The organism is Virgibacillus necropolis (assembly GCF_044793635.1).
GTDB lineage: Bacteria > Bacillota > Bacilli > Bacillales > Amphibacillaceae > Virgibacillus_F > Virgibacillus_F necropolis_A.
In genome coordinates, this window is sequence record NZ_CP084992.1 from 2,042,137 (window position 1) to 2,054,762 (window position 12,626).

Below are 12,626 nucleotides of genomic sequence, written 5' to 3' on the forward strand. Positions count from 1 at the left end.
TATTCTGATTCTAATTTCCTATAATTTTTTGGGTATAAAAATAACAAGACTTTGTTAAAATCAGTCTTGTTATTTTTACACGATAAACTAGTTACCTGTTAAGCAAGCTTCCGACATAACGCAATAATTCATTGGCAGAAATAGAGTTATAACCATATTCATCAATCAACCTAGCAATTACTTCGTTAACCTTCTTAAGCTGTGATTCATCTGGCGTTTTAGACGAGGTAGTAATTTTAACAATATCCTTTAAATCAGCAAACAGTTTCTTTTGAATCGCTTCTCGCAAACGCTCATGTGAAGTATAGTCAAAACGTTTGCCTTTTCTTGCATAAGCGGAAATCCGAATAAGAATTTCTTCACGAAAGGCTTTTTTAGCATTTTCCGAAATACCAATTTGTTCTTCTATAGAACGCATAAGCTTTTCATCTGGATTCATTTCTTCTCCTGTTAGCGGATCTCGCAATCTATTTTTATTGCAATATGCTTCCACATTATCCAGATAGTTGTTCATTAACGTTATAGCAGATTCTTCATACGAGTACACGAATGCCTTTTGCACTTCTTTCTTCGCGATTTCATCAAACTCTCGTCTCGCGACAGCAATATAGTTCATATAATCTTCTCGATCTTCATCTGAAATCGATGCATGCTGGTCAAGTCCATCTTTCAATGAACGCAACACATCCAAGGCATTAATCGCAGGTACTTCTTTCCGAATGATGGTAGAGGAAATCCGATTGATTACATAACGTGGATCGATCCCATCCATCCCTTCATCAGCGTACTCATTTCGTAATTCATCTACATCAACTTGATTAAATCCTTCCACACTTTCCCCGTCATATAGACGCATTTTTTTAACTAGATCAACGCCTTGTTTTTTGGAACCTTTCAACCTTGTTAGGATAGAAAAAATAGCAGCAACCCTCAGTGCATGCGGAGCAATATGAACATGTGACATATCACTTTCGTTAATCATCTTTTCATAAATAAGCTCTTCTTGACTCACTCGTAAGTTATAAGGAATTGGCATAACAATAATTCTAGAATGGAGTGCTTCATTCTTTTTATTCGAGATAAAGGAACGATACTCCGCTTCGTTTGTATGAGCTATTATCAGCTCATCGGCTGAAATCAAGGCAAACCTTCCTGCCTTAAAGTTGCCTTCTTGGGTCAACGACAGTAAATGCCAGAGGAACTTTTCATCACATTTCAATATTTCCTGAAACTCCATCATTCCTCTATTTGCCTTATTTAATTCCCCATCAAAGCGATAGGCACGTGGATCTGATTCGGAACCATATTCCGCAATCGTTGAAAAATCAATGCTCCCTGTTAAATCAGCAATGTCCTGTGACTTCGGATCAGAAGGACTAAACGTACCAATTCCAACACGTTTATCCTCAGAGAAAAAGATCCGTTCAACCTTTACATCTTCCATACGGCCATCATATTCCTGTTCAAGCCTCATCGTATTCAATGGCGACAAGCTACCCTCAATGCGAATCCCATATTCCTCGAAAAAGTCCGCGCGTAAATGGTTTGGAATAAAATGAAGTGGGTCTTCATGCATCGGACACCCTTTAATCGCATAAACCGCACCTTCATCAGTTCTGGAGTATTGTTCAAGACCACGTTTTAGCATCGTCACAATTGTCGATTTCCCACCACTAACCGGACCCATTAATAATAAAATTCTTTTTCGTACATCGAGTCTCTTTGCAGCCGGATGAAAATATTCCTCGACCAATCGTTCTATCGCATCTTCTAGTCCAAAAATTTCCTCCCCGAAAAACTGGTACATTTTACGACCATTTCTCTCAGCCAAGCCAGAACTTTTAACCATATTATAAACGCGTGAATGTGCTGTCTGGGCAACTTCAGGCCTTTGCTTCACAATTTCCAAATACTCTTCTAGTGTTCCTTCCCACATGAGCCGTCTTTCTTCTTCCCGATAGCCTCTCACTTTATTTAAAATATCCATTTTTAGGTTCCCTCCATCTATGTCAGGGTTTATATATCGTATGCATGGGTACACGTCATGATACCCACTAGTTTTATAATGAATAGATTTTTTCTAAGGAAACAATGTGTTTAAATTAAATAAAGTACGAATTGTCCAATGGGATCTCCATTTCAATCTATTAAATTTTATTATTAATTAATTGATCTTCTTATGACCTCCAATGTATATGTTAATTTCATAAAAACTGCACTTAAATCGAAATTAATTTTACCTTCTGATACACTTGAAATAATATAGTATGGAGGGATCTACATGCGACTTAAAGATAAAAAGGTAATTGCACTAGTAGAAAATGATTTTGAAGATCTAGAGCTCTGGTATCCGGTTTTGCGCCTACAGGAAGAAGGCGCTGAAGTCCATTTGGTTGGTAAAGAAGCTAACAAAACGTACATTGGAAAATATGGTGTACCTGCCGAATCGGCATATGCCTTTACCGATATTAAGGCAGAAGATTATGATGCGATTCTTGTTCCTGGCGGTTGGGCACCGGATAAGTTACGCCGTTACCCAGAAGTTCTGGATTTCGTTCGGGAAATGGACAATGCAAAAAAACCAATTGGCCAAATATGTCATGCTGGCTGGGTACTCATTTCGGCAGATATTCTGCAAGGGAAAAACGTAACCAGCACACCTGGTATCAAAGACGACATGACAAACGCTGGGTCTAATTGGAGTGATGAACCTGTAGTTGTTGACGGCCACATCGTATCAAGCCGTCGCCCACCAGATTTACCACCTTACGTGAAGGCTTTCGCGGACAAATTGGCAGAAAGCTAAAAACAAAAGCGTAAGCATACAACAATTTTTAGTTTCCTAAAGAACACAGAAAGATCCCTGCAGCGTTAACTGCGGGGATCTTATTTTTGCCTATATTCCTTAAATGCATCAATAAATTTTTGTGGTGATGTTTTTACTGTGTAGGTGTACAGCCCCCCATTCGTGTGTAAATAGAGGAGACCCCCGGTGCCACCAATGGCCCGGTAAGATACATCAAGTACATCCTGAATAGGAAATTTCCGATGCTTGGTGACAATTTTATCACTATATAAATAGATGTTGCGTTCGTCTTCAATGTTAAATTGCTGAATACTGTTTACTTCTCTCTCAACCTTAATATACGGCTGTACAGCTATTAAATGCATGCAATCCCTCCAATCCGCTTCTCTACAAGTTTTCTATAAACAAACGGATTACATCAGCTCCACCAATGAATGTTCCGAGTGAGCTTCCTATATTCGCCAATACAACAACAAGCAGAATACGTGATACCTTGTTCCTCCAAAAACCTTTTACAGTAAATACATCTTCCGATAGATTTTCAAAATCACCTACATTCGGCCTGACGAAATAGGCCTGGGCAAACCCTGCAAACCATCCAGCAGCGGTTATTGGATCCAGCGACGTAATTGGCGCTGCAACAAAAGCGGTCAGAATAGCAAGCGGATGCCCCATAGCAATTATTACTCCAATTGCTGATAAGGATCCATTCCAAAGCACCCAACTAAGGGTCTGTTGCAATGCAGCTTCAGGGTTTGAATAAAAGGTATATGCAATTATCGAAAGAAGAAAGATTGGAATGAACCAAGCAATGATTTTAGGTATTTTCGACTTAGGAGGAACCTCAGATAACCGTTCTAAATCATGTTCCCTTTTTATCTCCTCTTTAATACCAGGAACATGCGCAGCTCCTAGAACAGCGACAATCTTATTTCCTGGTGCCTCTTTAATTTTCTGAGATAAATACTGATCACGCTCATCAATTAGAGGCCTCTTTAATTTCGGAAAATGTGTAGTCATATCGTCCAGCATCGAATCTAACATATCCTGGGACTTCATTTTTTCCAGGTCCTCTTCTGAAATCGTTTCTTTTGTAAAAATACTACCGACAACCTGCATAAGCAGGATAAACTTTCCTTTTAGTCCAACTCCACGCCAAACACGTGAAAAGGTAGTTTGAATGTTGCGATCCGCTAATACCAGGTCAGCATCTATTTCCTTAGCTGACTCAATCCCCTGAATCATTTCTTGTCCAGCATTAATACCAAGTTGTTTGGCCATGCGTTTTTGAAAGGAAGATATAGCAAGATTCATTAAAAGCAATGTCGCTTTTTTTTCTTTAATAACCTTAAATATATCCATATCGCGCCATTTATTTCCATCCATAATCGATTGATAGCGCTGCTCGTCTAATTCTATACAAACAGCGTCTGGTTTTTCTAATTCAATAACTTCCTTAACCTGCTCCGCGCTATGCTTTGAAACGTGTGCAGTTCCAATAAGTATAAACTCTTTATCATCTATATGTATTCTCGTAATATTTTGGTTTTCCTCAGACATAAACGACCAACTTTCTTTATATTAACAACGTACTACTTCAAATAATAAACTAGTTCAGCTTAAATTAGAATTATTTTAGTGTTATTTGTGTAAATTATTAATAGTATATTATTTATACTTGATATATTTTATATATCCATATATAATGAATTTACAAGGTGGTGATTCTGATGGATATTTGTCCTTATCTAGAATACTCATTTCAAATTTTAGGAAAAAAGTGGAACGGATTAATTATTCATTATCTGTCCCTTTGCCCGGAAGGAACAGCTCGCTTTTCAGAAATAAAAAAAGATCTTACAGATATTACGCCCAAAGCACTTTCAACAAGATTGTCCGAGTTGGCCGAGTACGGTCTCATAGAAAAAAATGTAACAGCCACAACTCCAGTAACTATTTCATATGAATTAACAGAAAAAGGGAAATCCCTGACAACAGCGCTTGAACCAATTCAAGAATGGGCTAAAAACTATAAAGATTAATAAAGAAAAGAGGAAAATACAATGACTAAAAATAAAATGGTTTGTGATGTAGAAACAGGCGTTTGCGGTGAAGTGGGAGAAGAAACAATGGAAACTATCGATCTAAACAAGCCTCAAAAAACAATCGATCTCTATTATGTGACAGATCCTATCTGCTCTCATTGTTGGGCGCTTGAACCAGTTTTCCGTAAATTTGAGGAGCAATATGGACAATACATCAAATTCCATACGGTAATGGGCGGCCTACTGGAAGGCTGGGATGGATTTGCTGATGTACAAAATGGTATTGGCGGTCCATCTGATGTTGCCGGTCACTGGAGAGAAGTCGGAGAGCAAACCCGGATGCCGATTGATGGTTCACTTTGGTACGATAATCCTGTCCAATCATCCTACACGCCGTCCCGTGTGTTTAAAGTCATTCAGCAAAAGGATGAGCAGCTAGCTAACATCTTTTTACGCCGAGCAAGAGAAGCAGTTTTTGCATTTAATAAAAATATTGGTGAAGACCAGGTTTTGATAGACTTAGTAAATAACCTTGGTCTTGATGGTGAAAAGACAGTAAAGGAAGCTGGACTCTCATCTGGACAACAGCTTTTGGATCAAGACTTTGAACTAGCTGGATCACTTGGCGCTCGTGGATTCCCAACGATAGTCATGGTTAACGAGGAAAATAAAGGTGTTAAAATTGTTGGTGCAAGACAACTAGAAAACTATGTACAGGGACTAGAGCAAGTTCTATCAACTGATAACATCCAAGCTCAAAAACTACCTACCCTTCCAAATTTACTTGAGAAAGAACCTCTTTTGTTTTCAAAAGAAATTGAAGTTATGTATGACCTTGAACAAAATGAGGTTAATGCATTTATTCAAAAAGAGCTTTCCGAAGTTGAGTATCAAACCGGAGAAGTTCTCAATGAACTATTTCTAGAAAAAAGGTAAAACGAAAGCACCGTAATTCCGCGGTGCTTTTTCTGGCTCAATATGAACTAGGCTGCTTATTCAAAATGCCTCGTTAGCTATATTAACTGGAACTGACGGACATACGATTCGCTATTTCTATTAAAACAGTGATTTTGACGAGGTATTTGGACATACGATCCCCTATTTAACATATATCAAAGTAAAATAGAGGTATTCCTTCCAAATAAGGAACCTGGTGTCCGTGAACACCTTAATATTGTTTGTTTTCTATAAATAACGTATCTGATGCCGCGAAAGTAATTTCCTTTATTCAAGGTCTTTCTTTTATGTATGCCAATTTGCATACGCCAAATGTAGACTTACACTTTCTATTGTAACCTGAAATTTTTAATGTTAGCGATAGGTAACGGTACCCGTTAATAATTCCACGGTGCTTTTTTACAATATAAAGGCCTATTATTAGGAATCCTTCAAAGCTTCATCACGAACCAGATTCACAAAATCATTAACTACTTTTTCGTTATTCTTCTTTCCTCCTAATTTTAACATCGCTCTTCCCAGAAAGTTTATTCCCTCGTTTTGACCCGAATATATTAACGTTGTTTGTTGATCATTTTCTTTCAGTAACGTAAATGTCGTTTGAATTTTAAAAGCCTTAGCTAAAACGAATTCTATTTTCTCATGTTTCCTTTGATCAGTATTTTCGTACTCGATAATTGTTACAACGTAGGTTTCTTTTCTTTTACCTTCCTGATAGGTCTGTTGATACGTTGAACCTATAACACCTTCTTTAATTTCTATCGGTTTATGCTCAACTACATTTGGCATTATCCTTTGAATCTGTTCACCATCAAACAGTTCCCACACAGTTTCTATATCAGTTGGGATCATTATTTCCTTACTCCATTGAATCATTTTCCTCAACTCCATTTCCATAATCAATAAATTCATCAATTACATTAATCAGTGACTCTATTTCTGTTACTTGTTGTTTCAACTTGTTTTTCTTCTCTTGCAATATCTCTTCAAGTTCATCCAATGAACGCTGCTTTACCACTTCTAACATTTCTTGAATAGAGAAGTCGAACTTACGTAGATAAAATAGCAACCGCGCAGTTAGATAAGAATTGTTGTCATAGTAAGAATAACTATTAGCAGGGTCAATATATACAGGCTCCAGAAGTTTAATTTCTGCATAATACCTCAACGTCTCTTTCGTCAATTCTGTCATTAATGCAAACTCACCAACACGATACATTTTATTCCCCCTTCATTATCTACTATAAACCATGTGGTGCACTACATAGTCAATTACGTATGAAAAACTATAAAAAGAAACCGGCTCTTTTATGGCTGAACCGATTTCTTAAAAAATTGAGAGTTGTCATCTTTGAGTTTTCTGGTGTTCATAACAATATAGATTTCCCTTGAACCGCTTATTTGTTAAACAATAAGTTGCTACTTTCTGGGAGATTGGTTGATTACAAACCACACAATTCAAGTCACCTTTCATGTTACTTTTATCAGACTTTACTTCCTCTATGCTGCTATTGTGTTTTTCTCTAATTCCCGGATCAGTAATGTTTGCCTTAGCAAACGCATTATAGATGTGCAAAATATCATACCCCGATAGGAAGGGCTCCTTATACTTCAATTTTGCTATAGAAACTTTTCTATGTATTGACTCAGACAAATAAAAATCATAAATCACCAATTCACTTGAAGAAATTTCTCTAAGATCTAAGTCTACTTTCAGTTTACAACGTTTCGTAAACGAGATTATTGAATTAAAATAATTATAATATTTTTTATCAATGTACTTTTTTAAAGCCTCTATATGGCCATAGTTTTGAATTAATGGACTCAACATTTTAAACTTTCCGTTAACAAGCCACATTTTTCTATTCTTTCCGCCATAGATAGTCCCCTGGTAGTTCTTTGTTTCGATTACAAAAATACCATACGGAGTGATGACGAGATGATCTATTTGGGAATAACCAGAAATTGACCTTTGATTCTTGATTAGTAAGTCACTTAAATATTTGTGTTCTTTCGGAAGCTGAGAAAGCTGAATATCAATCTTATACTCGCCAATCTCTCCTTTTCTTACCGCAACTTCTTTATTACTTTTTTTGTCCCGCTCACTATTATTAATTGTTTTTTTATTACTAACTTCTTTTCTCTTTTTAAACAAATTCAGTAACATCAACATTTATAAACTCCTTAATACAATCTGATTACCGCTAATATCGGCTGAATTCATAATAAATTAAAGGCAATAATTCCACTTATATTATTGTGTACTTTACAATAGTGTACGACATACACTATACTATATTCAGGAGTTGATCAAATGAGCGATGCAAAAGAACATATAGACAAATTAATGCAGGAATTACGAAGAGGAACGATTACGATTGGTGTATTGAGCCAGCTTTCAGAGCCCCATTACGGATATTCACTGGTTACAACACTAGATGATAAAGGTGTTCACGTGGAACCAGGAACGTTGTATCCATTACTTAGACGGCTGGAAAAACAGGGATTATTAGAGAGCAAGTGGGATACGAATGAAGCTAGACCAAGAAAGTATTATTTATTAAGCGAAACAGGAAAAGAAGTATTCGATTTACTGTGCGAAGAATGGAAAAGTATTGTTACAAGTTTGGACCATTTAATTGATGATGGGGGAGGAAAAAAAGATGGAGACAATTAATAGGTACATTTATGCTGTCACACAAAGGTTGCCTCAGTCGCAAAGAGAGGATATCTCCATTGAGCTGAGAGGCCTAATTGAAGATATGTTGGATGAACGTACTCAAGATAAGGATGCAACAGATAAAGATGTAGAAGAAGTACTCCTGGAATTGGGTAACCCTAAGCATTTGGCACAACAGTATCGAGGATCGAAAAGGTATTTAATTGGCCCTGAATTTTTTGATACTTATATTTGCGTACTAAAGATTGTTTTATGTTCAATAATTATATCTATGGGCGTTATTTTTGCTATCGAAATCATTTTGAATCCAATTGCAATTCTTGATCACTTTGTTGGTTTTATTGTCTCGATGGTTACAACAATTCCACAGGCTATTGGATGGGTTACAATCGGGTTTGTATTAATCGATTACTTTGGCGGTGTTAAAGCAGAGGATTTAAAAATTGAAAAGACATGGAAGCCATCTGATCTTTCACCAATACCGAATCCAAAAAGACAAATTAAACGAAGTGAACCGATTGTTAGTATTGTGTTTTATGTACTGGTTATTATGTTATTTGCCTTCTCAAGTAATTATTTTGGAATTTATGTTTTTAAAGATGATGAACTTTCTTCCGTTATTCCATTTCTAAACGAAGAAACTTTCTCTTCCTATTTACTATTTATTATTTTGATTCTGGGGATTTCCATTTTAAAGGAATCGTTAAAACTTATCACAGGAGAATGGACACTTAAACTAGTTTTATACACGGTTTTGATTCACGCGGTTTCCTTAATCGCTGTATTCTTTATGATTACAGGGCCTGCATTTTGGAATCCTGATTTCATGGCAGAACTAGCTCAAGCGGGAATTGTAACTGAAGGAAGCGAAGGATATAATACCGTAAATGAAATTTGGAGTACTTCTACGTTATGGATCTTGATTTTCCTTATTGTTGGCCTGGTTTGGGATGCAATAAATGGATTTATCAAGTTACGGAAATAATTTTATAAGAATTACCAAAAACGCCTCTTTCGAAGAGGCATTTTTTAGTATTCTTCAGATTTGACTCTTTTCGTACGCATTGTTGCTTTTCATATTCATAGTTGATATAAACAGTGCCCTGCGACCGCTACGGAAAAATCACTTCGCTTTCCCGCAGGAGTCTCCGTGTTTTTCCTCCGCTAACATGGTGTCTGGAAGCAGTACTATATAGCCCCTTTCACTATTATGGCAGTTGATTTTCGCTGCGGACAGTTGACTCCTGCGGGAACAGCACGAGTCTGAAGACCCCGCAGAGTGGTTTTCTCGAGGAGGCTGTGGCCGTGCCCGCGGAAAGCAACGGTCCGCAGCGGAAATCAACCAGCAGTTATGTCATAGTTTATATCTATTCTCTTAAAAAGCGACAATCTTTAGGAATACAACCTTAGATTTAACCTCGATATTCCCGTTACCGCAAAGAGTGAAAAAACTTTTGATGTTCATCAAGTTCTTATTTATCATTTTCAATAATAAAATGGTATGAAGATTTAATTTCAAGGGGGCATTTGATGAAAATTTTGCGACTTGGTCATGCCATGTATGTTTTAAAAAGCAAGGAAGAAAAAAACTATCTGATTGATCCGTTTTTTGATTTAAATCCCGGTTTCCCTCAGCACTTAGATAACGAGGAATTCTACCAATCAATAGATTGTATTTTTCTAACACATGGTCATTTTGATCACACCAGCGGGCTTGCTAAAATAGTAGAACATAAGCCTGATATTATGATTGTAGCGCAATATGAACTGGCTTTGATACTCCTTCAACAAGGTATCAAAAATGTACTTCCTATTAATCTGGGAGGGTCCGTTGCACTTGATGATGTTAATGTAACGATGGTACAAGCAAAACACACGTCTTCTTATCAGGAAACAGAAAATAATCCAATATATGCTGGTGAGTCAGCTGGTTATATTTTTGACTTTGTAGATGACTATACGCTCTACCATTCGGGCGATACAGCTTTAATGTCAGATATAAAGTTGATACAAGACGTTTATTCCCCAGAGATTGCTATATTATCTTCATCAGGACATTTTACAATGAGGCCAAAAGAGGCAGCTTATGCCGTTAAACATTTATTAAACGTTAAAATTGTTATTCCAAGTCATACTTTTCCTACGAAAGAAACAGCAGCATCTCCTGAATCTTTAACTCAACTGCTGCAGGCATTCCCTGTAGTGGAATATATGATTGATAAAGATAACGATTTAAAAGAATTGCTAAAGGATTATCAAGAAACATCCGTAATTACACTTGCTTACGGAGAAGAAAGAGCATTCGATAACTCCTAAAACTCATTCACCTTCTTTTTCTAGAAGGTGAACCACACTTAGCCTAGTTCAATCTATAGATTAAAAATCGCTCATACGGATCATTTTTATATGCTGGCAGTGTGATTTCTTCTTTCAATTCAAAAGAGGTGTCGTTTTCCAGGAAAAAGATATAATCATCTGATACATAATATAAAATCAGTTCAATTTCTCGTTCTGCCTGTTCAGATGAAAGCAATATTTTGTTTATGATCTTCATGAAAATCTCTTTAGAAAATGGATTGAAAAAATAAAAATGATTTTCTAATGGATCAATCTGGTATTCTTCTGCCAGGCAGCAATAGAAATTTACTTCATCTTTACTTTTTTTAGTTTTTTTCAAATAACTACTTCGGTTTTCAACTGCTACTTGATAGAAAGTTTCGTCCATTTCTATTCCTACAACAGATGCATCATAAAAATAGTTTACATAAAAGTTCAATCTTCCTTTACCACACCCAAAATCAACGAGTCGATCACTGCTTTTCAACTCATAGTTCGAAAATAAAACTTCTAACGCACTATATTGCGTTGGCTCATAGGGATGATAATGAAAAGATTTATGGGATTCCTTTTGGTAACCCCCGGTATGTATGTTCAGTAATTTATCATAATAGTAGTCTTTCATTATTTCACTCCGCTCTTGATGAAGGACTCTCCGGGCTAAAATTATCTACTTTATTTTTTCCTTTAGCAAAAGAATTCACTACAGCATAGGCGATTAAATACCCGCAAAAAGTAACGAATAGCACACCCGCTATATAAATACTATCTGGCCACTCTCTAAAGAAGGGGCGATATTTCAGGTAAAAGTAATTACCGTCTATTAAAGGATTTAGAATATATACAAATGCAATATAAAGCACAAAGAAGAAATAAGCTCTTAGTAGCCCCTTAAATTTGGGCCTCCAATTATAGGCTATGTATCCGAAATAGGGCAATAATATTGTCACGGCATGATTGATTACAAATGAAATGCCAATGACATGATCTACAGGATAAATTCTCTGCGGATACAAGAACGAACCATAGGCGTATAGACCAAAGAAAAACATTATGTCCAGTGCTTTTGTATTTTTTGTCAAAAGAAAATAAATACCAAGCAAGGAAGAGATACGGCAGATATGAAGTGGAAGTGACTCAGAAATATTAAAGCCCGTCTCTATGAAATACCACGAATAAAGTACGATCTGCTGTATGATTGATACTAATAAAATGATAGTACCAATTCCACTTGCCTTTGCTCTAACCTGACCACGATTTAATAGGAGTGCAGCTAACGCAACTACTACTATCGAAATATAAATAAAATGATGCAAACCAAAGGGACTAACAAAGTTTGCTTCTTCACTCCACCAGCTAATCATAGTGAACAACACTCCTAAATAATGGTAAAACGTTTGGATGTTATTTATTAATACTTTTTACTTGTTAATTTTATGATCTACACAATAGATCATAAGGACCAACTTTTAACACCTAAATTATAACATTTTCCAGTCCAATTATATGTATAAAACCGGTTGTTATTGATAGTTATCTGTGTATAATAGAAATCACATTAAAACTGGAGAGTGATATTTATGAGTAAATCAAAAGCCCTAAAAAAGCGGGAAAAATTAGTACGGGAAGGACGACGGAATCCAGAAAGTGGAAGAAGCCCCTTTGCTCAACTTGATTTACGACCACGCAAGACTAAAAATAAGAAAGACCTCTTATATAAGAACAAACACAAGAATCGTAATCCTAAACAACTGGAAAACGATTCTTCTTTATTTAACAAGGCTTCTTAACAGACCCATAA

Annotated in this window: 15 protein-coding genes; 7 read left to right on the forward strand and 8 right to left on the reverse strand. The window is 36.3% G+C overall.

The genetic code is table 11. From position 1 onward, the window contains the following. Positions 1-91 precede the first annotated feature (91 nt). Positions 92-1,987, reverse strand: coding sequence for a PrkA family serine protein kinase (locus LG329_RS09700; protein WP_404450617.1), 1,896 nt, complete (start codon positions 1,985-1,987; stop codon positions 92-94). 294 nt (positions 1,988-2,281) lie between these two features. Between LG329_RS09700 and LG329_RS09705 the strand changes: the two genes are divergently transcribed. Further along, a complete protein-coding gene (locus LG329_RS09705) occupies positions 2,282-2,806 on the forward strand; it encodes a type 1 glutamine amidotransferase domain-containing protein (protein ID WP_404450618.1) in 525 nt (174 codons plus the stop codon). An 80-nt stretch (positions 2,807-2,886) separates the two neighbouring features. Here LG329_RS09705 and LG329_RS09710 read toward each other — a convergent pair whose 3' ends face one another. Together LG329_RS09710 and LG329_RS09715 are read right to left on the reverse strand one after the other, a co-directional pair. Then, on the reverse strand, positions 2,887-3,171 hold the full coding sequence (locus tag LG329_RS09710; RefSeq protein WP_404450619.1) for a hypothetical protein: 285 nt from the start codon (positions 3,169-3,171) through the stop codon (positions 2,887-2,889). Positions 3,172-3,193: 22 nt separating this feature from the next. Then, positions 3,194-4,366 carry a TraB/GumN family protein gene (locus LG329_RS09715; protein ID WP_404450620.1) on the reverse strand — a complete coding sequence of 391 codons (1,173 nt, stop codon included), beginning with the start codon at positions 4,364-4,366 and terminating at the stop codon, positions 3,194-3,196. Positions 4,367-4,536: 170 nt separating this feature from the next. On the opposite strand from LG329_RS09715, the gene LG329_RS09720 reads away from it, so the two are divergent. After that, positions 4,537-4,848: a winged helix-turn-helix transcriptional regulator gene (locus LG329_RS09720; RefSeq protein ID WP_404450621.1), complete on the forward strand. Its 312-nt coding sequence runs from the start codon at positions 4,537-4,539 to the stop codon at positions 4,846-4,848. Positions 4,849-4,869: 21 nt separating this feature from the next. Further along, positions 4,870-5,787 (forward strand): DsbA family protein, encoded by a 918-nt coding sequence (locus tag LG329_RS09725; protein ID WP_404450622.1) that lies wholly within the window; start codon positions 4,870-4,872, stop codon positions 5,785-5,787. Between the two features lie 441 nt (positions 5,788-6,228). Here the strand turns inward: LG329_RS09725 and LG329_RS09730 are convergent, their stop codons facing one another. The 3 genes from LG329_RS09730 to LG329_RS09740 all read right to left on the reverse strand — a co-directional run bounded on the left by LG329_RS09730 (position 6,229) and on the right by LG329_RS09740 (position 7,981). Then, positions 6,229-6,684: an SRPBCC family protein gene (locus tag LG329_RS09730; protein WP_404450623.1), complete on the reverse strand. Its 456-nt coding sequence runs from the start codon at positions 6,682-6,684 to the stop codon at positions 6,229-6,231. Next, the gene (locus LG329_RS09735) at positions 6,668-7,027 is read right to left on the reverse strand and encodes a MerR family transcriptional regulator (protein ID WP_404450624.1); all 360 of its coding nucleotides are present in this window, start codon (positions 7,025-7,027) and stop codon (positions 6,668-6,670) included. The genes LG329_RS09730 and LG329_RS09735 overlap by 17 nt, the downstream gene beginning before the upstream one ends. A gap of 126 nt (positions 7,028-7,153) precedes the next feature. After that, the gene (locus LG329_RS09740; protein WP_404450625.1) at positions 7,154-7,981 is read right to left on the reverse strand and encodes a nuclease-related domain-containing protein; all 828 of its coding nucleotides are present in this window, start codon (positions 7,979-7,981) and stop codon (positions 7,154-7,156) included. 141 nt (positions 7,982-8,122) lie between these two features. Here LG329_RS09740 and LG329_RS09745 point away from each other — a divergent pair, with 141 nt between their 5' ends. The 3 genes from LG329_RS09745 (at position 8,123) to LG329_RS09755 (ending at position 10,804) form a co-directional block, all read left to right on the forward strand. Next, positions 8,123-8,485: a PadR family transcriptional regulator gene (locus LG329_RS09745; RefSeq protein WP_404450626.1), complete on the forward strand. Its 363-nt coding sequence runs from the start codon at positions 8,123-8,125 to the stop codon at positions 8,483-8,485. Further along, positions 8,472-9,473 (forward strand): HAAS signaling domain-containing protein, encoded by a 1,002-nt coding sequence (locus tag LG329_RS09750; RefSeq protein ID WP_404450627.1) that lies wholly within the window; start codon positions 8,472-8,474, stop codon positions 9,471-9,473. The genes LG329_RS09745 and LG329_RS09750 overlap by 14 nt, the downstream gene beginning before the upstream one ends. A 545-nt stretch (positions 9,474-10,018) precedes the next feature. Further along, the gene (locus LG329_RS09755; protein WP_404450628.1) at positions 10,019-10,804 is read left to right on the forward strand and encodes a metal-dependent hydrolase; all 786 of its coding nucleotides are present in this window, start codon (positions 10,019-10,021) and stop codon (positions 10,802-10,804) included. A gap of 43 nt (positions 10,805-10,847) precedes the next feature. Here LG329_RS09755 and LG329_RS09760 read toward each other — a convergent pair whose 3' ends face one another. Both LG329_RS09760 and LG329_RS09765 read right to left on the reverse strand, forming a co-directional pair. Next, positions 10,848-11,450 carry an SAM-dependent methyltransferase gene (locus LG329_RS09760; RefSeq protein ID WP_404450629.1) on the reverse strand — a complete coding sequence of 201 codons (603 nt, stop codon included), beginning with the start codon at positions 11,448-11,450 and terminating at the stop codon, positions 10,848-10,850. Positions 11,451-11,454: 4 nt separating this feature from the next. Beyond that, positions 11,455-12,189, reverse strand: a complete 735-nt coding sequence (locus tag LG329_RS09765; protein WP_404450630.1) for a TIGR02206 family membrane protein — start codon at positions 12,187-12,189, stop codon at positions 11,455-11,457. A 216-nt stretch (positions 12,190-12,405) separates the two neighbouring features. On the opposite strand from LG329_RS09765, the gene LG329_RS09770 reads away from it, so the two are divergent. Continuing rightward, positions 12,406-12,615, forward strand: a complete 210-nt coding sequence (locus tag LG329_RS09770; RefSeq protein ID WP_404450631.1) for a hypothetical protein — start codon at positions 12,406-12,408, stop codon at positions 12,613-12,615. Positions 12,616-12,626: the final 11 nt, after the last annotated feature.